At 63.3% G+C, this 24,889-nt stretch carries 18 protein-coding genes; 8 read left to right on the top strand and 10 right to left on the bottom strand.

The genetic code is table 11. The features are described from left to right. Positions 1-46 precede the first annotated feature (46 nt). Together KF715_02885 and KF715_02880 are read right to left on the bottom strand one after the other, a co-directional pair. Positions 47-421, bottom strand: a complete 375-nt coding sequence (locus tag KF715_02885; protein MBX3735610.1) for a hypothetical protein — start codon at positions 419-421, stop codon at positions 47-49. Between the two features lie 151 nt (positions 422-572). Next, complete coding sequence (locus KF715_02880; protein MBX3735609.1) at positions 573-803, bottom strand: helix-turn-helix transcriptional regulator; 231 nt, start codon at positions 801-803, stop codon at positions 573-575. A 122-nt stretch (positions 804-925) separates the two neighbouring features. Here KF715_02880 and KF715_02875 point away from each other — a divergent pair, with 122 nt between their 5' ends. Both KF715_02875 and KF715_02870 read left to right on the top strand, forming a co-directional pair. Next, a complete protein-coding gene (locus KF715_02875) occupies positions 926-1,468 on the top strand; it encodes a hypothetical protein (protein ID MBX3735608.1) in 543 nt (180 codons plus the stop codon). A gap of 176 nt (positions 1,469-1,644) precedes the next feature. Then, complete coding sequence (locus KF715_02870; protein ID MBX3735607.1) at positions 1,645-2,955, top strand: hypothetical protein; 1,311 nt, start codon at positions 1,645-1,647, stop codon at positions 2,953-2,955. Between the two features lie 26 nt (positions 2,956-2,981). Here the strand turns inward: KF715_02870 and KF715_02865 are convergent, their stop codons facing one another. The 3 genes from KF715_02865 to glmS form a co-directional block, all read right to left on the bottom strand. Then, complete coding sequence (locus KF715_02865; protein ID MBX3735606.1) at positions 2,982-3,233, bottom strand: hypothetical protein; 252 nt, start codon at positions 3,231-3,233, stop codon at positions 2,982-2,984. Between the two features lie 212 nt (positions 3,234-3,445). Further along, the gene (locus KF715_02860) at positions 3,446-3,751 is read right to left on the bottom strand and encodes a hypothetical protein (GenBank protein ID MBX3735605.1); all 306 of its coding nucleotides are present in this window, start codon (positions 3,749-3,751) and stop codon (positions 3,446-3,448) included. A gap of 551 nt (positions 3,752-4,302) precedes the next feature. Next, positions 4,303-6,159, bottom strand: coding sequence for a glutamine--fructose-6-phosphate transaminase (isomerizing) (glmS, locus tag KF715_02855; GenBank protein MBX3735604.1), 1,857 nt, complete (start codon positions 6,157-6,159; stop codon positions 4,303-4,305). 66 nt (positions 6,160-6,225) lie between these two features. On the opposite strand from glmS, the gene KF715_02850 reads away from it, so the two are divergent. Continuing rightward, on the top strand, positions 6,226-7,515 hold the full coding sequence (locus KF715_02850) for a glucose-1-phosphate adenylyltransferase (protein MBX3735603.1): 1,290 nt from the start codon (positions 6,226-6,228) through the stop codon (positions 7,513-7,515). Between the two features lie 55 nt (positions 7,516-7,570). Here KF715_02850 and lgt read toward each other — a convergent pair whose 3' ends face one another. After that, positions 7,571-8,401, bottom strand: coding sequence for a prolipoprotein diacylglyceryl transferase (gene lgt / locus KF715_02845; protein MBX3735602.1), 831 nt, complete (start codon positions 8,399-8,401; stop codon positions 7,571-7,573). A 56-nt stretch (positions 8,402-8,457) separates the two neighbouring features. Further along, entirely contained in the window at positions 8,458-9,513 is a 1,056-nt protein-coding gene (locus KF715_02840; GenBank protein MBX3735601.1) for an HlyC/CorC family transporter, read from the bottom strand. A gap of 125 nt (positions 9,514-9,638) precedes the next feature. On the opposite strand from KF715_02840, the gene gcvT reads away from it, so the two are divergent. From gcvT to KF715_02815, 5 genes are all read left to right on the top strand, one after another. Beyond that, positions 9,639-10,736, top strand: coding sequence for a glycine cleavage system aminomethyltransferase GcvT (gcvT, locus tag KF715_02835; protein MBX3735600.1), 1,098 nt, complete (start codon positions 9,639-9,641; stop codon positions 10,734-10,736). 70 nt (positions 10,737-10,806) lie between these two features. Continuing rightward, positions 10,807-11,190 carry a glycine cleavage system protein GcvH gene (gcvH, locus tag KF715_02830; GenBank protein MBX3735599.1) on the top strand — a complete coding sequence of 128 codons (384 nt, stop codon included), beginning with the start codon at positions 10,807-10,809 and terminating at the stop codon, positions 11,188-11,190. Positions 11,191-11,251: 61 nt separating this feature from the next. Continuing rightward, the gene (locus tag KF715_02825; protein ID MBX3735598.1) at positions 11,252-12,358 is read left to right on the top strand and encodes an efflux RND transporter periplasmic adaptor subunit; all 1,107 of its coding nucleotides are present in this window, start codon (positions 11,252-11,254) and stop codon (positions 12,356-12,358) included. Positions 12,359-12,361: 3 nt separating this feature from the next. Further along, positions 12,362-15,502, top strand: a complete 3,141-nt coding sequence (locus KF715_02820) for an efflux RND transporter permease subunit (protein MBX3735597.1) — start codon at positions 12,362-12,364, stop codon at positions 15,500-15,502. Between the two features lie 44 nt (positions 15,503-15,546). After that, entirely contained in the window at positions 15,547-16,038 is a 492-nt protein-coding gene (locus KF715_02815) for a hypothetical protein (protein MBX3735596.1), read from the top strand. 194 nt (positions 16,039-16,232) lie between these two features. On the opposite strand, the gene typA is transcribed toward KF715_02815, so the two are convergent. The 3 genes from typA to KF715_02800 form a co-directional block, all read right to left on the bottom strand. Further along, positions 16,233-18,062, bottom strand: coding sequence for a translational GTPase TypA (gene typA, locus KF715_02810; GenBank protein ID MBX3735595.1), 1,830 nt, complete (start codon positions 18,060-18,062; stop codon positions 16,233-16,235). A 1,505-nt stretch (positions 18,063-19,567) separates the two neighbouring features. Further along, positions 19,568-22,336: a sel1 repeat family protein gene (locus KF715_02805; GenBank protein ID MBX3735594.1), complete on the bottom strand. Its 2,769-nt coding sequence runs from the start codon at positions 22,334-22,336 to the stop codon at positions 19,568-19,570. Positions 22,337-22,356: 20 nt separating this feature from the next. Next, the gene (locus tag KF715_02800) at positions 22,357-24,819 is read right to left on the bottom strand and encodes a PDZ domain-containing protein (protein MBX3735593.1); all 2,463 of its coding nucleotides are present in this window, start codon (positions 24,817-24,819) and stop codon (positions 22,357-22,359) included. Positions 24,820-24,889 lie beyond the last annotated feature (70 nt).

The raw sequence follows: 24,889 nt of genomic DNA, 5'->3' as shown, positions 1-24,889 counted from the left end.
CACCACCCGTCCCCCGATGCCATCGACGTCGAGTCGGTGGCATTTTTTATTGCTCGTCCGAGTCGTCCTGTTCGAGTTTCCGACGCAAATGGTGGTCCCTAGGCAACGGATCTATTGGCCGGTCCTTGTAGGCTTCAATCTGCTCGTTGGTCAGTCCGATTCTCTGAGCTATCCCCAACTCGATCGCTAGTCGTCTTCTGAAAGGGTGGATCATCTTCCGAATCGCCTTCGCCTTAATTTGCGAGATACGTCCCGGACTCACGCCGAACGCCTCGGCCAATGCCTGTCGACTGTGTTCATCTTGGAGACACAGAATCTCGCGTTCAGCCATGCCTAGTTCGAATGCCTTTTTCCAGAGGGCACCGATCCTGATTGTTTCCCTCCTGCTCATTATTTTCTTCTCTGGGGTTCGCTTTTTCATGCGCTTCGATCTCCGACAAATGGAAGAGAACCGCGCCCCGTTAGCCCCCGGGGCGTGGCTCTGGCCCACAGGATAAAGCGACCGTTACGAAGCCCGGTCAAGTCGCGACTGAGTTTCGGGAGAGTGCTCGTCGTCGCACCGTCCCACTCGGTCACAGTCCGGCGGTCGAAAACAATTTCGACGGTTTGATTTTTAGGCCGCGGGCAATCTTCAAAATGTTTTCGAACGAAATGTTTTTCTCACCGCGCTCAACTTGCCCAATATAGGTTCGGTGGAGGTCGCACAGTTCCGCGAAGTCCTCTTGGCTGACATCAAGCGCCTGTCTGTGTCGGCGAATTCCTTCGCCAAGCAGCCGTAGGTCTTGGGTCACCGCCTTCTCCATTGGTTCCCCATTCTAGTTTGGTGACGCCTATGAATCGACAGCCGTTAGATAGCATTTTAAGGTTTACGAATCTCACGTGTCGCCCTATTCGTTCTCGGGAAACCGAATCCCAGCCCCCAAAAATGAGCAGCCTGACCAAATGTAAGACCTGCGGAAGCGAGATGGCCTCCGACGCCAAGAACTGCCCGAAGTGCGGAGCACCAAACAAAAAGGGAGGCTGCCTTCGGTTGATCATGTATGCAGGCGGTGGGTTCATCGCGCTGTGTGTTGTTGGCGCGATTTTCAGCGGTGGAGGCGGTGACAGTGGCTCCAAGAGTTCTCCGGCTGCCGCTGTTCAGCCCGCTACGGCCCCGGCCCCAAAACAGGACTCGCTAGCCACGATCGACGCGGAGACGCTCTACAAGGCCTACGAGGCGAACGAGGTGGCCGCCGACGAGCAGTTCAAGGGTAAGACAATCAAAGTGTCGGGAGTGATTAACGACATCGCTAAGGACATCATGGACAATCCCTATGTGATCCTTGGTGACGACATCGGTGTCCAATGCACATTCCCGGACCGCGAAGACTACCGAAAGCGCCTAGCTCAGCTGAAAAAGGGTGAAAGCATCACCGTGACCGGGACAGTCGAGGGCAAGATGCTCCACGTTCAACTAAAAGTCCGCTAAGTGCCGCGGCGACACTCTGAGGCATCTCAGGAGTGATTTGAGCGTTCGGGTATTGGATTACCCCTTCGAATTGTTTCGGTTCACTGAGAAGGGACAGAATGGGAACGGAGGGCATGCTGCGTCCGCTTGTCCTGTTTCCAATTGAACCTCGGGTTTCCTAGGGTAGTCTCGCTCGCGTGGTCGTTTTCTTAGACACCAACGTATTTCTTCACTACCGACGGTTCACAGAGATCGATTGGTTAGCTGTGGCTGGGGAGCGGCAAGTGACCATCACCTTTCCGCCGATCACGCTGCGAGAGCTCAACGAAAAGAAGGATGGCGGTGCCAGTCAGAAGATCAAACGCCGCGCTCAGGCTGCGTTAATGGACATCGAAAGATTATTCCGCTCCGAGCTGCGGGCCACGATAAGGGAAGGCGTATTTGGGGAATGTATCACCTCGGAGCCGCAGATCGATTTTGCCGCGCATCAGTTGCGAACCGACATTCAGGACGATTGGTTGATCGCATCGGTGCTTGAACAGAAACGGCGAGACGGAACGCAGCACTACGTGTTGGTTACGGCCGATCTTGGCCTAAAATTGAAATGCCGTGCTCACAAGATCGAGGTGCTTCAGTTGTCCGACGACTTGAAATTACCCGAGGAGGAGGACTCTGAAGCGAAACGAATCCGGTTGCTCGAAGCCGAAGTTCTCGCGCTGAAATCTACGATTCCGGAGTTGAGCCTTTCATTCGTTGATGGAACGTCTCTCTTAAGACTTAGCTTTAAGGAGGAGATGCCCTTCGACGAGAGGAATGCCATCGAGCTGCTCGAAGAGGCGAAGCGGACCCATAAAAAGCTTCGTGTCCGGGAAGAGAGTTCGGCTGAACCAGAGACCGTGTCGATGCAGGTTGCGAAGTTTTTGGAGCAGCTGCACGGCTATCACCCGGAGGACGCCAAAAGATACAACGAGGACTTGGAGGAATATTGGGGTTGTTTCATTGAGAACAGAAAAAAGCAGCATGCCTATGAGAACTATCTGCGCCGAAGCTACCCGATAAAAATAGGCGTAAGCAATGATGGCACCGCGCCGGCGGACGATATAGTTGTTCACATGCATTTTCCCGACGGGTTCTTTCTTTGCGAAAAGAATGAATTTCCCGAGGCACCCGACCTGCCGGCCCCTCCCGACCTCCCGCTTAAACCATCTGAGAAGTGGCAAAATCTTTCCCTTCCGGTAGCTTACCCTTCGAACCTAGCTGCATTGCGGGACGCGCCTGTGGTCGCACGTATGGACGCGAAGAGATCCCTCCGCATTAGAAAGACGAACAGCTTCGACGTGGATTTCAAAGTTCGAAAGTTAAACCACGGGTTTACGGAGGAGTTGAATGAAATGATCCTCACTCTGAACGCGCCGGCGACGCGGACCTCGTTCCAAGTGGATTACGAAATCCACGCGGCCAACTTGCCGAAGCCTCGGCGTGGTTCATTGCATATAGTCATCGAGTAACGTTAGGCGGTGTAACCTGGCGGTGGTCACGAAAGCGGGAGTCCAGTATTTGGATCGATTAGCAGGCGGCGCGGTTCGGCGCGGTTCGTGTCGAGGCGGTGTTTCATCCGCTCGAGTTCGACCGTCTCCCAATGGTCCAGTTTGAGGAATTGAGTCACGAAACGGACGAGTTCCGTGGACATCCGGGTTCGTCTACGGCGGCAGGTGTCGCGGAACTGGATTTTAAGGTCCGAAGGGATGCGAAAATTCATCAGGAGCATTGGTGTGGCGTCAGTCATCTTAGGTTCTCGTCCGTTGTTTTTCGATGTGGTCGATTTGGGTCAGGTGTTTTCAGAAATGATCAGGTTCGGGCAGTGAATGGATTTGATCCTGTCTGATGTTCGTCTGGTGATCTCTGGATTGGTCTGAGGAATTGGGTAATAAGATTCCATCAAGGATTCGCGTGAGTGATTCCTTGGCGGCTGGGAGATGGAGCAGGAGCTTTAGCCCGTCAGTTCCAGTGATAGGTCGCCCAGTCTATGCCATCGCTGGCGGTCTTGGTCTTGCTGATGTAGTCCGTCCAACCGTGGTCTATCTGCTGGTGGACGTGAGTCTCGAAATACCCGAAGGGCGTTTTGCGCCATTCGGTTTCGATGAGCCGCTCGAAAAGCTCGGGCGTGTCGGGATATGGGTTTTGAAGAACGAGGTGGTAATGGAGGCGGCCAGTGGATGATCGCTCGATGACCGGAATGACGCGGAGACGGACTCCATGCCGCTGGAACCGTTTGCCGAATACGGCATAGTTCAGGCGGTTCATGAAATGCCGGAGGTTTTGGGACGCTCGAATCTCATCGAGCCAAATGCCTTCGTTATGCTGCTTCATGGTGAGTGAGACCCCAAAGCAGTCGCCCAACGGCAAGGTGCGAAGGTGAGCGCTTAAACCCGCGCGGAGCGCCCCTGAAAAATCTCCATTTCCTCGAATTTCCATAAACACGCTGTATTTATGCAATCCGAGGCTTTGAACGTTAGATAAGGTATGTTAATACAGCAAATTACGAATTTTGACGGAAACGGGGTGCAGAGACTGTCACGATCACTTTTCCGCGCCGTTTTTTCCTCAGAAGCAGCTTCCGCCGGGTCACCTCGACGAGTTTCGCGTAGTAGGTTTTGCCTCGCGGGGTCTTTATCCCGAGGCGATTCAAGTAAGTTGCGATTTCGGCGGGGCCATACCCATGCCAGTAAAGGCTTAGTATAATGTCGTGCCTCTCTTGGTTGGCCTCGGAGATGTAGTTCAGACCGAGGTGCTGTGCCTCGATCTGAACCTCGAATTCGCCAGTCGCGCCCTCGATTGAGGGTGTTATAGGGAAATCACTCCACTGTAACGGATTTCGCCAGGTTGCGCGGCTTGTCGACGTCGCGGCCGAGTTCGACCGCGATGTAATAGCTCAGCAGCTGGACGGGGATGGTGGCGACGATCGGCAGGACCGCCTCGTGGCACTCGGGGATCGGAATGATTTCGTCCGCGAGGCCGTCGGGCAATTTGCAGGCGTCGGTGCAGACCGCGATGATCTTCCCCTTGCGGGCTTTGATTTCCTGCATCGAGGAGACGACCTTGTTGAACATCTCGCCGCTGGAGACGAAGAACACGGAAGGGCAGTGCTCGCTGATGAGCGCGATCGGGCCGTGCTTCATTTCCGCGGCCGGGTAGCCCTCGGCGTGCACGTAGGAAATTTCCTTCAACTTCAACGCGCCTTCGAGCGCGATGGGGAAGAGCGACAGGCGGCCGAGGAACAGCATGTCGTGGTAGTGCGCGTAGCGTTTCGCGATGCCGCGGATGTGATCGGCCTGTTTCAGGGCGGTGCGGACGAGGTCGGGCGCGCTTTTGAGCGCTTGGACGATCTGCGCGCCGTCGCTGAAACTCATGTCGCGCATGCGGCCGATATAGAGCGCGAGCATCGCGCCGATGAGCAGCTGCGAAGTGAAGGCCTTCGTCGAGGCGACGCCGACTTCGGGGCCGACGTGCTGGTAGATGCCGCCATCGGCCTCGCGTGCGATGGTGGAGCCGACGACGTTGTTAATCGCGAGGACCTTGTAGCCCTTGCGCTTCGCTTCGCGCATGGCGGCGAGCGTGTCGATGGTCTCGCCCGACTGGCTCATGGTGAAGAAGAGCGTCGCGGGATCGAGCGGGGTGTTGCGATAGCGGAACTCGGAGGCGTAGTCGCATTCGACCGGCACGCGGGCGAAGCGCTCGATCTGATGCTCGGTGACCATGCACGCGTGCAGCGCGGTGCCGCAGGCGAGGAATTGGAAACGCTCGTAGCTGCGCAGCTCGCTCGCGGTGATATTGAGTCCGCCGAACTGGGCGGTGCTGCCGTCCTCGGAGAAGCGTCCGCGCATCGTGTTCTCGAGCGCCGTGGGCTGCTCGAAAATCTCCTTCTCCATGAAATGGGCGTAGCCGTTCAGCTCGGCGTCGGAGATCGACCAGGTGACCTTGTCGATGACCGGCGAAACGTCGCCGGCGTTCAGGGTCGTGATGGCGAAGTTCTTCGGCGTGAGGTGCGCGATCTCGCCGTCCTTGAGATAAACGACGTTCTGGGTGCGGCTGACGATTGCGGCGACGTCGCTCGCGACGAGGCTCTCGCCGTCGCCGATGCCGAGGATGAGTGGCGAGCCTTTGCGGGCGGTGACGAGTTCACCGGGAACGTCGAGGGCCATGACCACGATGCCGTAAGTGCCCTCGGCGTGACGGAGCGTCTTGCGCACGGCGGTGACGAAGCGGCTTTCCGTCGGATCGGACGGGACCGGCTCCTTCGCGTAGTGGTAGGCGATGGCGTTGCAGAGGACCTCGGTGTCGGTCTCGGACTTGAAAGTGAAGCCGCGACCGGCGAGGAATTTTTTGATCGAGACGTAGTTCTCGATGACGCCGTTGTGGATCAGGGCGATCTTGCCGTCGCTGCTGAGATGCGGGTGGGCGTTGGCGTCGGTGACGCCGCCATGTGTCGCCCAGCGGGTGTGCCCCATGCCGTAGGTGCCCGTGAGGCGGAGCTTGGCGGCCTCCGGTTCGAGGCCGGCGACGCGGCCGATTTTCTTCGCGATGGCGAACCCTCCGTCCTGCCAAACGGCGACGCCGGCGGAGTCGTAGCCACGATATTCGAGGCGCTTCAGCCCCTCGAGGATGAGGGGGGCTGCTTTGTTTTTTCCGACGTAGCCAACGATGCCGCACATAAGGGTTTAATTTGTCTGGCGATTTGAGAAGTCGCCGGAATGATAAGCAAGGCCTTTAGCTCTACCATGTCTGACTCCAAACGGGTTTTGTCCGTCATCATGGGCGGCGGTCGCGGCACGCGGCTGTTTCCCCTCACCAAGGAACGTTGTAAGCCGGCCGTGCCGCTGGCGGGGAAGTATCGCCTCGTCGATATTCCGATCAGCAACTGCATCAATTCCGGCTACAATCGCATCTTCCTGCTCACACAGTTCCTGACCGCTTCGCTGCACCGGCACATTCAGAAGAGTTTCCACTTCGACGCGTTCAACGGCGGCTTCGTCGACATCCTCTCCGCCGAGCAGACGGAGAAGAGCAACGCGTGGTATGAGGGCACCGCCGACGCCGTGCGCCGCAACCTCGTTCACTTCAACAGCCACCGGCACGAATACATCCTCATCCTCTCCGGCGACCAGCTCTACCGGATGGACTTCGCGAAGATCGTGCAGCAACACATCGAGACGAAGGCTGACGTCACGATCGCCGCGATCCCGTTTGCGACCTCGAAGGTCGAGGGCCTCGGCCTCATGCGCGTGGCGGACGATCTCACCATCTCCGAGTTCGTCGAAAAGCCGAAGGACCCCGCGATCATCAACGGTCTCGCGATGAGCGATGCGCTCGAGGCTCGCCTCGGCACGAACAAGACCGGCGAGAAGCGCTGCCTCGCGTCGATGGGTATCTACGTGTTCAGCCGCGACGTCCTCGCCCGCGCGCTCGACAACTCGATGAAGGATTTCGGCAAGGAAGTCATCCCGACCCTCCTCGGCAAGGCCAAGCTCTGCAGCTACATCTTCGAGGGCTACTGGGAGGACATCGGCACCGTGCGCGCGTTCTTCGAGGCCAACCTCGCGCTCGCGCAGCCGCTCCCGCCGTTCAATTTCTTCGATCGCAACGCCCCGATCTACACGCACGCGCGCTACCTGCCGGCGTCGAAGATCAACCATTGCGACATCGACCACGTCGTCATCGGCGACGGCTGCATCGTCACCGATTCGCGCCTGCGCCACTGCCTCATCGGCATCCGCTCCATCCTCGGCGAAAACTCCGATCTCGAGGACGTGGTGATGATGGGCGCCGACTATTACCAGACTGACGTCGAGCAGGAAGCCGATCGCAAGGCCGGCCGCCCGCATTTCGGCGTCGGCCGCAACTGCAAGATTCGCCGCTCCATCATCGATAAGAACGCCCGCATCGGCGACAACGTCACGCTCTCGCCCGATGGCAAGCCGGACGGCGAGTATCCGCATGGCATCGTCATCCGCGATGGCGTGCTTTGCGTGGTGAAGGGCGGCATCGTGCCGTCGAACTTCACGCTCTGACCCGTCGTCCCACTCCGGTTTCCGCAAAGGCGCGCTGCTCGGCGCGCCTTTTTGTTTAGCCCACGGAAATCTTCGGGCGACGCGTGAATGCAATGAGGACGAGGCCCGCGGCGATCAGGAAGACCGAGTAGAACGTCCCGCGGCTCAGGCCCATGATCAGTGCCGCGTCGGGTTCGCGAAAGAGTTCGCAGAACATGCGCACCAGCGCGTAGGCGATGAGGAATTCGCCGGCCAGCCGGCCCGGCTCGCGCTGCACGACGTCGGTTTTCCACAGTCGCCACTGCGCGAAGGCGAACAGCAGCAATCCTTCCGTCGCGGCTTCGTAGAGTTGCGACGGATGGCGCGGCAGGATGAGGTGCGCCGGCATGCCGGGCTCGGCGCTGTGCGGGAAGATCACCGCCCACGGCACGCGGCTCGGTTTGCCCCAGAGTTCGCCGTTGATGAAATTGGCCACGCGTCCGAGGAAGAGCCCGACCGGCGCGGTGCTGACGACCAAGTCCCCGATGTGCAGGAAAGACACCTTCCTGCCGCGGGTGAAGAGCCAGAGCGCGACGGTCACGCCGATGAAAGCGCCGTGGCTCGCCATGCCGCCTTCCCAGACTTTGAAGAGCGCGATCGGATTATGCAGCAGGATCTCGGGCTGGTAGAAAACGAAGTAGCCGATGCGGCCGCCCAGGATTACGCCGGCGACGATCGCGACCACCAAGTCGGTCGCGGTTTCCGGTTCGAGCGGCGTCTTTCCGGCGCGATGGTAGCGTAGAAAGAGAAATCCGGCGGCGACGAAACCGAGCAGATAGGCGAGGCCGTAGTAACGGATGCCGAAGTTGTCGCCGAAGCGGATGAGAAACGGGCTGAGATCGTGAACCCAGAAGGCGAGAAGTGACACGGTTGGAAAAAGGCTGGGGAAAGAGGACAGGAGCGGGGCTCGGAAGTGCGGCCGGCTTAGGATTTGGTGGGCGTCTCGCCGCGGCGCGTCCGGGTGAGTTTTTGCGATTTGGCACGGGCGAGTTCGCGCATGTCGACGGCGACGTCGTCCTTTTCGAAGATCTCTTTGCCGAGGATGTGCTCCATGATGTCCTCCATCGTGAGCACGCCGGTGGTGGCGCCGAATTCGTCGACGACGACGGCGATCTGCTGGTGGGTTTTCAGAAACTGTTGGAGCGCCTGGGCGACGGTCACCGTTTCGGGGATGAACTGCACCTCCTGCATGAGTTTCTCGACGAGCTCGAAATCCTGGTCGTTGGCCTTCGACTTCAGCAGGTCGCGTCGGCGGACGAGGCCGACCATGTCGTCGAGATTCTTGCCGTAAACGGGAATGCGCGCGAAGGGCACGTTCGGGTATTCGCGGAAAACTTCTCCGATGGTGGAATTGCGGGGCAGCGCCGTCACGACGATGCGCGGCGTCATGATCTCGTCGACGCGCACGTCGTCGAGCGAGAGGGCGTTGGTGATGATGCTCGATTCGCTGCGCGAAATCGTGCCCTCCTGCGCGCCTTTTTCGGCGAGCAGGATGATTTCGCGGTCGGCTTTCTGGTGGAGTGCCTTCTTGCCGACGACGATCTTCACGACCTGCTTGCAGAGCCAAGTGATCGGGCGCAGGACACGTGTCATCCAGAGCAGCGGATAGACGACATGCGGTTGCAGGGCCGGGCGGTGGACGACGCCGAGGTTCTTGGGGATGACTTCGGAAAGGATGAGGATGCCGAGCGTCATGCCGCCGGAGATGAAGCCCAGCGAGGCGTGGCCGAACAGATCCGCGCCCAGCGCGCCGACGATGACGGAGCCGAGGGTGTGCGCCATCGTGTTGAGGGTGAGGATGGACGAGATGGTCTCGTCCATGTTGGTGCGGAAATCCTCCAGCAGCTTTCCGCGCGCGGGCTTGGCGCGCTTCAGCGCCTCGACCTCGGCGGTCGTCGTGCTGAGCACGAGCGCCTCCAGCAGCGAGCACCAGAAGGAGATGCCGAGCGTGAACAGGACCGCGAAGACGAAGCCGAACATGTCGCCAAGGTGGGCAGCCGCCCGGGCGCACACAATTTCTTTTAGCCGGGGGTGCGGTCCGTAATGACTAGGCCGCGGGCCAAAGTTTCCTTGCCCGGCCGCGACGCGCGGAGCTTAGTGGCCCGATGAGCGCACCGAAAACGACACCCCTCAACGCGTTTCATCGTCGGAACGGCGGCCGTATGGTCGATTTCGCGGGCTGGGACATGCCCGTGCAATACAAGAGCATCCTCGACGAGCACAAAGCCGTGCGCCAGCGCGCCGGCCTGTTCGACGTGAGTCACATGGGCGAGGCCGACGTGCAGGGCCCTGACGCGCTCAAGTTTCTCCAGCGCCTCGTCACCAACGACTGCACCAAACTTTTCCCCGGCCGCGTGCTCTACACGACGATGTGCTATCCGCACGGCGGCGTCGTCGATGACTTGCTCGTCTACATGCGCGGCACGGACGACTACTTCCTCTGCATCAACGCCGGTAACATCGACAAGGACATCGCCTGGATGCAGGAGCAGGTAAAGGGCTTCAACTGCACCGTGGTGAACCGCTCCGCCGACTACGGCCAGATCGCCGTGCAAGGTCCGCGCGCGATCGAGATCGTCCAGCCGCTCACGAAAACGAATCTGGCGGACGTGAAGTATTACCACTTCACCGACGGCGAGGTCGCCGGCGTGAAGTGCATCATCAGCCGCACCGGCTACACCGGCGAAGACGGCGTGGAGCTTTACTGTGCTGCTGGCGAAACCGAGAAACTTGCCGAAGCCGTGCTCGCCGCCGGCCAGCCGCTCGGACTCGAACTCGCCGGTCTCGGCTCGCGCGATTCGCTGCGTCTCGAGGCGGGTTTCCCGCTCTACGGCCACGAGATCACGCAGGACATCAACCCGATCAGCGCCGGCCTCGGCTGGGTCGTGAAGTTCGACAAAGGCGGCTTCACCGGCTCCGACGTGCTCGCCGCCGAAAAGGCCAACGGCCCGAAGCAACGCGTGGTGTTCTTCAAGACCGGCGACCGCCGCATCGTGCGCGCCGAGACGCCCGTGCTGAACGCCGCCGGCGCGACCGTCGGCCGCGTGCTCTCCGGCACGCTCTCGCCGATTCTCAACGAGGCGATCGGTTCTGCGCTGGTCGACGCCGCCGCGGCGAAGGAGCAACTCCTCGTCGACATCCGCGGCACGAAGCTCCCGCTGACGCTCACCAAGCCGCCGTTCGTCGCGCTGAAGAAAAATTGATTGTCCGCGCGCCGCTTCACGCGGCATGTTCTTCAGGAAAATTTCCCGAATCACTCCACTCGACTCCCTCATGAGCAACATCCCCTCCGATCTCAAATACGCGAAGTCCCACGAATGGCTGAAACTCGCCGGTGACGGCACGGCGCTCGTCGGCATCACCGATCACGCGCAGGCCGCGCTCGGCGACATCACGTTCGTGCAGCTTCCGAGCGTCGGCAAGGCGCTGAAAGCCGGTGAGTCGTTCGGTGTCGTCGAGTCCGTCAAGGCCGCGTCCGACATCTACGCGCCGGTCGCTGGCACGGTGGTCGAGGTCAACAAGGCACTCGATGCGAACCCCGAAAAGGTGAACCACGCGCCTTACGCCGAGGGCTGGATGCTGAAGCTCAAGCTCGCCAATCCGGCCGACGCTGAGGCGCTGCTTTCGTCAGACGATTACGCCAAGGTCGCCGGCTGAGACGCAGTGTTCACAGAATCCCCCTTGCCTGAGTGGGGCTTTTGACTGACTTTCGGGGCGAATGCGTCCCGTTACCCGACTGTTCGCTGCCGGCTGCGCCGGTTTGTTTCTAATTGCCTCCGGCTGTGCGAAGAAAGACGCAGCCGGTCCGGTGGCGAGCGCGGCCAAGGCCAAGCAACCGGTCGAGGTGGTGACCGTGGCCCGGCGCGACCTCGTGGAGTCGCTTTCGCTCGTAGGTTCGCTGGCGCCGAACGAGACGGCGCAAATCCGCGCCGAAGTTTCCGGACAAGTGCGCGCGGTGCTCTTCGAGGAAGGTGAGTCGGTGGCCAAGGACAAGGTGCTCGTGCGCGTCGACGATGCGGAGTTGCGTGCGCAGGCGGCGCAGGCCGAGTCGCGTTTCCGTCTCGCGGAGCTGAATCTCAAGCGCTCCGAGGACCTCACGCAGGCCAAGTCGATGTCCCAGGCCGAGGCGGACCGCATGCGTTCCGAATACGCCACCGCGGAGGCCGAATTGCAGCTGCTGCGCGTGCGTCTCGCGAAGACGGAGATCAAGGCGCCGTTCGACGGCATCGTCGGCGCGCGCACGATTTCCCCGGGCGACTACATCACCGCGGCGACCGTCATCACGACGCTCGACGATCTCAGCCGCATGAAGGTGGAGTTCCAGGTTCCGGAGCGCTTCGCCGAGCGGGTGAAGCAGGGTTCGGAGTTCTCGCTGCGCGCGCAGACGCCGACCGGTGAAGCGCGCGCGAAAGGCGAAGTCTATTTCGTTGCCTCCGTCATCGATCGCCTGACCCGCTCCACTCAGGTGAAAGGCTACATCGGCCGGGACATCACGGGGCTCAAGCCCGGCATGTTCGCCAACATCGACCTGGTGCTCCAAGTGCGCCGCAACGTGCTCACTGTGCCGGAAGGCGCGATCCTCACCACGCCCAAGGGCACGCAGATCATCGTCGCGCGCACGAAAGGGGCGGACCAAGTCGCCGACATGGTGCCCGTGACGCTCGGCTTGCGCGAGAAGGGTTTGGTCGAGATCACGCCGCTGAAGGCCGACGCGATCGGCGTCGACGAGCCGGTCGTCGCCTCCGGTGTCGGCGGACTGATCATTTTCCCCGGCACGGTGCTCGAGCCGCGTCCGCTGCGGCAGGAATTCCGCGTGGGAGAGTGAGTCATGCTTCTCTCCGACGTTTCCATTCGTCGCCCAGTCGTCGCGCTCGTGGCGTCGATCATTGTGGTGTTGGTCGGGTTGCTGAGTTTCGTGCGCCTGCCGGTGCGCGAGTATCCGTTGATTGATTCGCCGATCGTCACGGTGCAGACCTCGTATCGCGGTGCATCGGCCGAGGTCGTGGAGGCCAAGGTCACCGAGCCGTTGGAGCGCGAGATCGCGTCGATCGACGGTATCCGCGTGATCCGCTCCGATTCGCAGGAGGAGGAGTCGCGCATCACGGTGGAGTTCGATCTCGGGCGTAACGTCGACGATGCGGCCAACGACGTGCGCGATCGCGTCAGTCGCGCCCGCGGCCGGTTGCCCGATGAGATCGAGGAGCCGCAGGTGACCAAAGCCGACGCCGATTCCTCGCCGGTCATCACGCTGGCATTCAACTCCGAACGTTACAGTCGCCTTGAGGTGCGCGAAATGGTCGAGCGCATCGCGCTTCAGCGCCTGCAGACGATCCCGGGCGTGGGCTCGGTCAACGTCCGCGGCCCGCGCTACGCCATGCGCCTGTGGGTCGACAGCGACCGCCTCGCGGCGCACAGCCTCACGATCGCCGATGTCGAGAACGCGCTCCGTCAGCAGAACATCGAAATTCCCGGCGGGCGCATCGAGTCGGCCGCGCGCGAATTTCCCGTGCGCATCGAGGGCCGCATGACGCAGGTCCGCGAATTCGAGAACCTCGTGCTCGCGACGCGCGGCAGCCATCAGGTGAAGTTCTCCGACGTCGGACGCGTCGAGCTCGGCGCCGAGGAATACCGTTCGGAAAGCTATTTCAAGGGCCAGCCGACGGTCGCCGTGCAGGTGCTCCGCCAGGCGCAGGCCAACGTCCTCGACGTCGCGAACGGCATCAAGGGACTCATCCCGTCACTGCAGCAGGATTTTCCCGAGGGCGTGACGGTCGCGGTCGGCTTCGACAGCTCCGTGTTCGTCGACCGTTCGGTGAAGGAGGTCTACAAGACGCTCTACGAAGCTTCGATTCTGGTCGTGCTGATGATCTTCCTCTTTCTTCGCGACTGGCGCGCGACGATGGTGCCGCTCGTGGCGATCCCCGTTTCGATCATCGGCGCGTTCGCGGTGATGAGCTGGATGAACTTCACGATCAATACGCTCACACTGCTCGCGCTCGTGCTCGCGGTGGGTCTCGTGGTCGACGATGCGATCGTGATGCTCGAGAACATCTACCGGCGCATGGAGGAGGGCGAGAGCCCGATCCACGCCGCGGTCTTCGGCGCGCGACAGGTGGCGTTCGCGGTCATCGCGACGACGCTGACGCTCGCGGCCGTGTTCCTGCCGGTGGCGTTCCAGTCGGGCCAGACGGGCCGGCTGTTCTTCGAGTTCGGCATCACGCTGGCGGTGTCGGTGCTCGTCTCGGCCTTCGTGGCGCTGACGCTCACGCCGATGCTGTGCTCGCGCTTGCTGAAAACCAAGCTGGTCGACGGCCACGCGAAGCACGGCTGGTTCTACGAGAAGACCGAGCCGTTGTTCGTGAAACTGAACGGCGCCTTCGAGGGCACGCTCCGTGCCGCGATGCGGGCCCGCACGCTCGTGCTCGGCGGCGCGCTGCTGTTCACCGTGCTCGGCATCGGCCTGTATTTCCAACTCCAGCGCGAACTCACGCCGCTGGAGGATCGCGGCATTTTCACTGCCAATCTCATCGCGCCGATCGGGGCGACGCCGGAATACCTGCGGACCTACTCCTACGACATGGAGCAGATGATCCTCAAAATCCCGGAGATCGAGCGGACTTTCCACCGCACCGGCGACGGCGGTCGCGCCTTCGTCTTCGCGACGCTCAAGCCGTGGGAGGAGCGTCACCGCAAGACCCAGGAAGTGGTCGCCGACCTGCGCCGGCAGTTCCAGCGCGAGGTGACGGGCGGGCAGGCGGTGGCGAATCCGGTGCGGCCATTCGGTCGCGGGCGCGGCGGCAGCGGCGTGTCGTTTGTGCTCCTGGGAAGCGATTTTGCGGAGTTGCAGCGGCTTGGCGCCGATTTCCTGTCGCGCATGCGCGACAGCGGCATGTTCATCCAGCCCCGCGTCGACCCGTCGCCCACCAAACCGCAGCTCGACGTGCGCATCGACCGTGCGAAGGCCGCGGACTTGAAGGTGCCGATCAGTGCTATCGCCTCCACGCTCGAGTCGTTGCTGGGCGGTCGCCGCGTCACGGAATTTCAGCGCGGCAACCAGCAGTATTACGCCATCGTGCAGGTCACCGACGAAAACCGCGCCACGCCGAGCGATCTCGCGCGGCTCTATGTGCGTTCGAACGACGGCGTGCTCGTGCAGCTGAGCAATCTCGTGAGCTGGTCCGAGAACACCGTGCCCGAGAGCTATCCGCACTTCAACCGGTTGCGCTCGGTCACGATCTCCGGCCAGATGGCCGAGGGGAAGACAATCGGCGACGGCGTGAAATTCATGGAGGAAGCCGCAACGCAACTCATGCCCGCGGCCTATACCTACGCGTGGGACGGTGAGACGCGGGAGTTCGTCGAGAGCGGTAACGACACCATCGTGCTCTTCGCTCTCGCGCTCGTATTCACGTTCCTGATTCTCGCGGCGCAGTTCGAGTCGTGGATTCACCCCGCGACGATCTTCACCGGCGTGTTCATCGCCGTCGCGGGCGGCTTGTTCGTGCTGTATTGCACGCGGTTCTGGGGCGCGCCGATGACGGACAATCTGTTTTCGCGATTCGGCCTGATCATGCTGATCGGCTTGGTGGCGAAGAACGGCATTCTCATCGTCGAGTTCGCCAACCAGCTCCAGGTGGAGAAGGGCGTCGGGGCGGCCGAAGCGGCCTTCGAAGCCGCGACGATCCGCTTCCGACCGATTCTGATGACGTCGATCTCGACCGTGCTCGGCGCGGTGCCGATTGCTTTTGCCCACGGCGCAGGCGCGGAGACGCGCAATCCGATGGGTATCGTCGTCGTCGGCGGACTGATGCTGTCGACGGTCATCACGCTCTACGTCATCCCCGTCGTCTACGTTCTCATGGACAAGGCTTGCGTGAAGCTCACCGGCAAGCACAGCGCGCACGGACTCGTGAAGGCGCGGCAAATCCAGGAAGAGACCGAGGCCGTGGCGGCGAGCGCGACGCACTGACGGTCGGCAGTTTGACCAAGTCCGCTTTCAGGCCATCGTAGGGCATGGCTTGGATGGAAACTTTGGAGGCGCTCAGCTATGCAGTCACCATCGTCGGCTTGCCGCTGGCGATCGTGGTCTACGTGCTCGACCGGCGGAAGGAACGTCTGAACGACGACGAGGAGGTTTATCTCCAACTGGCAGACGACTACGACAAGTTCCTGAGGCTGGTGTTGGAGAACGCCGACTTGCGGCTGATGACGGCGAAGGTCGGCGCGGTGCAGTTGACCGCGGAGCAGGTCGAGCGACGGGACGTGCTGTTCGAGATCCTCATCGCGCTGTTCGAGCGGGCCTACATTCTCGTCTACGAGGACAAGATGAGCCGGCAGGCGGCGCGCCTGTGGCAGACTTGGGAGGACTACATGCGCGCGTGGTGCCGTCGCGCGGATTTTCGCGCAGTGCTGCCGACATTGCTCGAAGGCGAAGACGCGGACTTCGCACGGCACATCACGCGCGTCGCGGAAGAGGAGAAGCGGCACGGGGGCGCCGCGGCATAAAATTCGCGGCGGTCACGCCAATGCGTGACTCAATTTGCGGGAGCGAGCTTGCTCGCGACTCGGGGCGGGAAACCGTCGCGAGCAAGCTCGCTCCCGCATCCTTTCACGCGGGGAGCCGGAAAACGAAAAGGGCGGCCGTCGGGCCGCCCTCGGTAATGAGGTGAATCGCGCGCGTCGTGTCGGTTGCGGCGAGCTTACTCGTCGCTCGCCTTGCGGGCGGCACGCTCGAGTTTGCGGCGCTCGGTTTCCTTAAGGACGCGCTTGCGCAGGCGGATGTTCGACGGCGTGACTTCGACGAGTTCGTCGGCGGCGATATATTCGATCGAGCGCTCGAGCGAGAGCTTGGTGGCCGGCGTGAGGGAGTCGGCGACGCCTTCGCCTTGCGAGCGGAAGTTGGTGAGCTTCTTTTCGCGGACGGCGTTGACGGCGATGTCCTCGTTGCGCGGGTTTTCGCCGATGATCATGCCTTCGTAAACGCGCTCGGCCGGGCCGACGAAAAGCTTGCCGCGTTCCTGGCACATCACGAGGGCATAGGCGGTGGTCTCGCCGGCCTCGGTCGCGATGAGCGTGCCGGTGAGGCGGGTGAGGACTTCGCCGGCGTAGGGACCGTATTCCTTGAAGAGGTGCGACATGACGCCGCGGCCGCTGGTGGCGTTGACGATGTCGATTTCGAGACCGATCAAGCCGCGGGTCGTGATGGTGGCCTCGATCATCGTCGTGGAGTGATGCTTCTCCATGTTCGTGATCTGGCCTTTGCGGTTGGCGAGATTCTGCATGATCGTGCCGACGCACTCGTCGGGCACTTCGATCCAGACGCTCTCGTAGGGCTCGTGGCGTTTGCCATCGACGATCTTCTCGATGACGGTCGGGCGGGAGACGGTGATCTCGAATCCTTCGCGGCGCATCGTCTCGACGAGCACGGCGACCTGCATGGCGCCGCGCGCCTTGAGGTTGAACACGCCGGCGCGGTCGGAGTCCTCGACGGAGATTGAGACGTTGGTCTTGATCTCGCGGAAGAGGCGCTCGCGGACCTGGCGCGAGGTGACGAGCTTGCCTTCGGTGCCGACGAGCGGACCGTCGTTGACGCCGATCTGCATCTCGAGCGTCGGCGGGTCGATCTGGGTGAAGGGGAGGGCGTGGCCGTTCTCGTCGGCGGTGATGGTGTCGCCGATGTCGACGTCCTCGAAGCCGGAGATGCCGACGATGTTGCCCGCGGTGGCGGTGGCCGACTCGTTGGTGCCGAGGCCGGAGTATTCGAAGACTTTCGTGATTTTCGCCTTCACGCGCGCGCCGTTGGCGTTGCGGATGACGTGGACGGTGTCGCCGATTTTGGCGCTGCCGCCGAGGATCTTGCCGATGGCGATACGGCCGACGTAGTCGCTCCAATCGATGTTGGAGACGAGCATGTGGAACGGCTCGTTCGGCTTGGCGAACGGGGGCGGGACGTGCTCGAGGATCGTCTCGAAGAGCGGCGTCATGTCCTTCTTCTCCTCGCCGAGGTGATACATCATGTAGCCGTCGCGGCCGGAGCCGTAGACGACGGGGGCGTCGAACTGCTCCTCGGTGGCGTTGAGCTCCATGAGAAGCTCGAGCACCTTATCATACATCTTCACCGGGTCCGCGTTGTCGCGGTCGATCTTGTTGATGACGATGACGACCTTGAGGCCGTGCTGGAGCGCCTTGCGGAGCACGAAGCGCGTCTGGGCCTGCGGGCCGTCGTAGGCGTCGACGAGCAGCAGCACGCCGTCGACCATGCGGAGGGCGCGTTCGACCTCGCCGCCGAAGTCGGCGTGTCCGGGCGTGTCGACGATGTTGATCGTCTTGTCCTGCCAGTGGACGGAGGTGTTCTTCGCCTTGATGGTGATGCCCTTCTCCTTTTCGAGATCCATGGAATCCATGGCGCGCTCCTCGACTTGCTGGTTGGCGCGGTAGGCGCCGCCTTCCTTGAGGAGCTTGTCGACGAGCGTGGTCTTTCCGTGGTCGACGTGGGCGATAATGGCGATGTTGCGGATGTTCTGGTTCATGCCGGGCGGCGGTTTGTGAAAGGGAAAAAGGGTCACGGTGCGGCTCGCGCCGAGGCTTGGCAAGAAGGAACCTTAAAGCAATCCGTTGCACGCCGGCACGCGTTACGGGATTCCCAAAGTAGCGGTGGCATCTTGCTACTGCGTTTGACGGAAACAGCGAAACGGGAGCTGGAAGCTCCCGCTACTTCGCCGGCTGGGCGCAGACGTCCAGCTGGTTGCCGCGCAACAAAAAGGGCCGACCCCGGAGGATCGGCCCAACTATGGCAAAAAATATCTCGAACCCACGGACAGCGCGCCGGGCCAAGCTTTTAAGCTCGTGGTTCCGGGCAAAAGTTTCTGCCCGGCGCGCTGTCGAAAGGGTTCTACTTAAAGAAAAAGGCCCGGACTCCTTGCGGAGCCCGGGCCAAATTCGGGGGTGGGCGTTCGCCACGCACTCTTTCCCATTCACACTTGTTAGGCGCTCTCGCCGGTTGGCGGGCCAAGTGTTTCCCGACGCTACTCACCGCGGCAAAGCGATGCTCTCGGTCTCATAGCGGGACCGTCCCGGCCCTTTCAGGCACAGGATCTATCGAGTGAGGCCTCTACGCCCGGTTCGGTGACCACCTGCCGGTGGTTCGCTCGCCGGACGGGTGCTGGGACGCCTGCAAGAATACAGTCGCACCGGCACCTTGACCACGGGGACGGCCACCGCTTTTGGCAGTGCGTTGGCCCCGTGCGACGGGTCTGACCTCTTACCTCTCAGGCTGCGTTCGACTTGCAGTTGGGTGATCCCGGTTTGCGGGACCGCCCCATCTTGGAAGGCTGGCGGGTTGTTGCCATCCCGCGCCGCTCCACGCCGCGCTCGCTTCTTTGCGCGCCCCGCCGATTGCGTCGGCCGGGCCTTTTGGAGTGCTTTCGCCCTCCCGAAACGATCGCTGCGTCCTGGTCGTGCAGTAGCAGCCGTAACCCTCTGGGTAACTGCATCAGTGCAAGGCCCGAAACTGGCCTTGGACCTGACTCGGCTCGGACGCGGTTTCTACTTCGCGCCTCGCCGCACAGTTCCTAGTCGCAGAACTGGATCGGTTGCGACACCGTCCAGAGGAACTGGTGACATATGCCTGCGCTCCGCTATTCGCAGAGGAGGGGAGGACCGCACCAGTTGCGGCCGCCCTTTCCCCGGTTGCCCGGGATTATCCCAGCCGCGCCTTCAACGGGTTTTTCATGCCGTTGCGCAGCGACTGTTCTATCAAGGAACGCGGATAATGTGCGCGCGCTCCCATCGGAAGTCTACCGGTTCTTACCACCAAGTTGCTCACCTGTGCGCCCGCGGCGATGCAGTGAATAACTTCTGAGCGCGCGCTTGCTCGCAGGTTGTTCACAACAAATCCTGCGCAGCGCGTTTCTTGCCGTTGCCGGTGAAAGCGCCGTTAGACGAGGAAGATGGGCGCAGGCCGTCGGCCGGCCCGCAATGCAGTCGGTCATCGGGCGTGCGACTTTCTAACGGCCTCGCGCGTGCGGTGATGGAGTCAAGATGCGCGTGCTCGGGCGGATTGCTCGGTGGGGCGGGCGTTTTCCTTTAGTCGCTGTTCGAGTCTCGTGCGGAGCGCGGCCGCCTTCGGATGGCCGAGAGACTCTGCCTGCGTGGCGAACCGCACCGCCTCCTCGAGGCTGGGTGCCCCCGCGGCGCCGTTGAAGGTGAGACCGGCGAGGAAATACAGCGCTCCGGCTTGGCCGCGCTCCGCTGCGGTGTGCAGGTAGGCGAGGGCCTTGGCTTCGTCCTTGGGAACGTCGGTGCCGAAATAGTAGAGCTGTCCGAGGTAGAAATTCGCATCGCGCGATTTCGCCGCCGCGCGTTCGAACATCGCGACGCCCTCGGCGGCCTTCTTGTCCTTCATCAGGTCCATGCCGAGTTTGGTGAGTGCCTCGCTGTCGCCCTTCTTTACGGCGACATCGAAATATTTCTTCGCCTTCGCGGGATTCGGCTTCACGCCCCAGCCGGCGAGGTAGCATTCGGACAGGCGGTTGTTGGCGTAGCCGGCGAGGACATCGTTGTCGCTGTTGGCCAATTGGCGCAGGATCTTGAGCGCGTTCTCGAAATCCCCTTTGTGGATGAGGATGTCACAGGCGGTCGGGAGGGCGCCGGGATGGAATAACGCCAGCCGGCGGAGCCAGAACATGGCGCGGTCGAGGTCGGTGGACACGCCGCGGCCCTCGATGTAGAAATTCACCAGGCGGCGGAGCGCCTCGAAATTGCCGGCCAGCGCCGCCAAGCGGTAGTGATAGGCCGCCTCGGTGAGCGTGACCGGGACGCCTTGGCCGAGCTCGTGCATATCGCCGAGGGTTAGGTGCACCATCGGCAAGCCGAGGCCTGCGGCCTGCTCGTAATAGCCGTAGGCGCGCCGGTAGTCTCGTGGCGCGATTTCACCCTCGCGATAAATGTCGCCGAGGTTCTTGGCTGCCACGGCCTCGCTGCCCGCCGCCGCGGCCTCGAAGTGCTCCAGCACCTTGGCCACCAGCGCCGCGCGTTGCTCGGCTTGGCCCGGGGTCTGCATCGTGTTCAGGCGCGAGCGGTAGAGCACCGCGAGATTGTTGTGGGCGGCAGTGTAGTCGGGGAGCAACTGGAGGGCGCGCAGGTAAAGCGTCTCTGCGCGCTCGGTGTCGCGCGGCACGCCGAGGCCGTCGCTGAGGAGGAGCGCATAGTTGTTCATGCCCGGCACATCGTTCGCCTCGGTTGCTTGGCGGTAGCACTCCGCGGCTTCCTTCAATCCCTGTTCGCGGGTCTCGCCGAGGCGCCAATACAGTCGCTCGTGCAGGTAGCCGAGCTGGCGCAGGGCAGGACCGTCCTTCGCCTTGGCGCCTTTCTTGATCCAGCGCAGGCCGTCGTCGAAATCCGCGTGCTCGTAGCGAGCGTCCATAAGGAGCAGGCCCCAGAGGAACTGGGCGTGCGGATCGCTCTTCTTCTTCGCCCAGGTCTGCATGAGTGCGATCAGCTGGTCGCGCGTGATGAGCGCCGTGGGCGCCTGGCCGATGGAGCCGAGGTGGCAGACGAGGTCGTTCTCCTTGAGCTTTTGGAAGATCGCGCCGGCCTTCGCCGAGTCCTTGGTCGTGCCGATGCCATTGGCATAGCAGAGCGCGAGGTTGGCGGCGCCGAGGAAGTCCTTCGGCTTGTCGCCGCTGCCGGCCTTTTCGAGCCACTCGAAGGCCTTGGTCAGGTCCGTCTTGCCGAGGCTGCCGTCCGCGTGGAGGAAGGCGAGCTGGACCATGGCCCAGCCCTCGCCGTTCTGCGCCGCGAGCTCATACCAGCGGGCGGCTTCGGCCGGGTTGTAGTCCTTCGATTTCTTGTCTGCGAACTGCGCGGCGATCTTGAATTGCAGGCCGGTCTCGACGCGCCGGGCTGCGGCGTCGGCGTCCTGCTCGAGGTCGGCGATGGCGAACTCGTCGACGAGTTTCAGCGTGGAGTAGTTGTGGATGAGGTTCACGCCGAGCCGGGCGGTGAGATGGCGGCTGCGTTCGAGCATGGCGTGCGCCTTGTCGAGATCGCGCGGCGTGCCGTGGCCGAAGGCGAAATTGAGCGCGGCGGTCACCGCGGCCTGGAAGACGCCGTCGCGCCCGTCGGGACCCGCGCTGGCGGCAGCGACGAAGTGCTCCTGGGCTTCCGCGTCCTTCTTGCCCTTGGCCAGCAACACGCCCAGCAGGAAGTGGGCGGAGGCGCGCGCGCCATTCGCGGGATCGGCGGCCTGCTGGCCCACCACGCCGTCCGTCTCGGTGTCGGCGGCGAACTCGAAGTCGGCGGGCGGCGTCGGCCGCGAGAAGTCCGCCGCCGGGGCGAGGGCCGCGCGGAGCCACTCGGCGGCCTTGGTCTCGTCGGTCCGGATGCCGGTGCCGCTCGCGTAGCAGGCGCCGAGGCTGACCTGGGCGAATCCGCTGCCGCGCTCGGCGGCGAGACGGAGGAGGTTGATCGCACGACGCTCGTCCTTCTTGAATCCATAGCCGCCGGTGAGGTGGCACTGGGCGAGCTGGACCTGGGCGTGCAGATACTCGAGGTCCGCCGCCGCCTGCAGCGCGGTGCGCCCGGCTTCCTGCTCGGCGGGCTTCTTGCTGCCGAGCAGCTTGATGGCCTGCCAGTATTGTGCGGCGGCGGGGTCGGGCTTCGGCGCGGCCGGGGCGGGGGCGTCGTCGTCCTGCTCGGCGACGGTCGGGCTGGGCGCTGCCGGCGCGGTCGGCGCGGGCGGGTTTTCGGCCAGGGCGGACAACGCCCAGAGGGCGGCCGCGACGGGGAACAGGAACTTCTTCATGCGGAAAGCTGGAAAGGAAATCACGATTGCGGATGGCCGGCCCATTCGGCGGCGAGGCGGAGCGCCTCGCGCAGCGGCACGTCGAGGGCGGCGTGCTCGCGCGCCAGCTCCGGGTCGATCGCGGGGAGGGCGCCGAGGAGCGCCGCGAGTCCGTGGGCCAGCTCGTCGTCGGTCCACTGGTCGGCGGGGAAATGACGCCGCGCGCAGGCCTGCCACGCCGCGGCGTGACGCTCGCGCTGGAGACTGAAGTCACAGAGTAAGGCGCGCACCGCCTCGGGATCCGCGGTCTTCCCGGCGCTGCGGGAAAAGGCCTGCGCGAGCGCGGCGGCATCGCCGGAAAAGCGGGTGAAATCGACCGTGCCGGCCCGCAGTTTCCGGAGCCGGTGCTGCTCGGTCTCGACGATGACCACGCCGGGTGCGGCCTGGGCGTCGACCGCGCGCAGCGCCCGGTCGCTCTGCTCGAGTGCGCTCGTGACCGCCTGGAGATTGCAGGCGGTGCCCGGCCACGCGGCGACAGCAGTCAACTTGCGTCGCTCGCGGCGCAATTCCTCACGCGCCGTGGTTTCCTCCTGATGCGACGCTTCGCGCGCGGCTTGCTGCAGCGGGTGTTTCTCGGTGCGCTGGCGGTCCCGCAGCGCACTCTCGCGTTTCCACAGCGACCATTCGGGCAGCTCCTTCTCGTCCCGCTCCCAGCGGGCGCGGAGCGCGGTGAACAGCGCGGCGTCCAATTGCCCCTTGCCCGCGGCGACAGCGGGAGTGACCGGAGGCGCGATCGGAGTGGGCTCGTTGGCCAGCGCACCCGGCAGGTCTGCCTCGCGGGGCGGGGACTCGCCGCCCGGACCGGGAAACTCGAGGTCGGCCGTGACGCCCGTGCGCTGCACCGTCGCGCCGTCGGGCAGGTAGAATCGTTGGGCGGTGAGGCGCAGCGTGCCCCAGCTGGCGGTTTCGGCCTTGGGCAGGCGCGCGGCGGCGGCGAGCTCGATGTAGTTTTGCACCGTGCCCTTGCCGTAGGTGGAAGCGGCGCCGGCGATGAGGGCGCGGTGGTGGAATTTCAGGGCGCCCGCGAAGACTTCGCTGGCGGACGCGCTTTGCGCTGATGTCAGCACGACGAGGGGGCCGGTGTAGAGCGGCGCGGCGTCCGCCGCGGTGCGTAGGGTCTCGGGTTGGGCTCCAGCCTGCCGGGTGTGCATGACCACGGAGCTCGGTGGCAGGAAGAGTCCGCTCAAGCCTACCGCTTCGGTGAGCGCGCCACCGGGATTTTCGCGCAAGTCGAGGACGAGGCCGTCGAGTTTCGCGAGATCCATCGCGGCCAGGAGCTCGCGGACGTCGCGCGTCGCGCTGGTGGCGTCGGTGTCGCGGCCTGCGGCGTAAAACGCCGGGAGCCGGATCCAGCCGACGCGGCGGGAAACAGTTCCGTCGGCCGGCACTTCAAGCACGGCGCCGGAGGCGCGGTCGCGGGGCGAGACGATCTCGGCCCGCGTAAGGGTGATCTCGCGACGCTCGTTGCCGCCGCCGGGAGCGTAGGCGAGGCGCAGGGTCGTGCCGGCGGAGCCGCGGACGCGGCGGACGATGTCCTGCAAGCGGAGTGACGCGACATCCTGCCAAGCGCCGTCAGGATCGGCGAGGGCGAGGACCGTGTCGCCGGGTTCGAGCGGGGAGTGCAGGTCGGCCGGACCGCCGGCGTCGACGCGTTCGACGACGCAGCGACCTTCGCGCTTGCCGAGTCGCAGGCCGATGCCGGCCAGTGTCCGGCCCATCGTCACTGCGAACTCTCCGGCGGAGTCGGCCGAAAAGTAGCCGCTGTGGGGATCGTAGGTGCGGATCACGGAGTCGAAGAACCGCTCGCGCACCAGCAAGGGATCTATGCCGGCGACGTTGCGCTGGAACTCCCGGTAGCGCCGCGTGAGCTCGGTCTTCGCCTCGTCGGGCGTCCGGCCGGCGACGATCTCGTCGAGGATCTCGTCCTTGAGGCGCAGCTCCCAGCGCGCGTCGGCCTCGGCGGCGGTCTTCGGCGGATGCTTCGCGGCTTGCTCGTCGCGCTCTCCGTCGAGCGTGAGGTCGAGCGGTTGGGTGACGCGGGTGGCGATCCAGTCCACGCGCGCCGCGACTCGCTCCTGGTAAAGATCGAAAATCTCGAATGCGGGCTGGAGGTCGCCGCGGGCGAGGTAGACCGATTTCAACGTCTGGCCGAAGCGGCGGAAGATGAACTCGCCGTCCGACTCGAGCAGGAAGCTGCCGTCGGGATCGAGTTCGTTGAGGAAGCCGCGGAGCAGGTCCTGGTTCTTGAGTTCGAGGAAGGCGCGGCCCGAGTAGTGGTGGTTCTGCAGCAGCTCGAAGACGAGGCGCGCCTCGCGTTGCAGCTGGCGGGCTTCCGTCGCCGTCAGGCCATCACGCAGGCCGGCCGCGCTGGACAGCGGGAAGCAGGCGGCGAGCAGAGTGAGCGTTAAGGTTGCAGGGCGGAGAATCCACGGACGTGCGAACATGAGGTGGCCCGGTGGAAATTTGCGTGAGGCGCCCCGGGCGCGTCAATCGCGGGTTACCGCGCATCCGCCT

The sequence above is a fragment of the Candidatus Didemnitutus sp. genome, assembly GCA_019634575.1.
GTDB lineage: Bacteria > Verrucomicrobiota > Verrucomicrobiia > Opitutales > Opitutaceae > Didemnitutus.
This window is presented reverse-complemented; position numbering and strand designations above follow the sequence as displayed.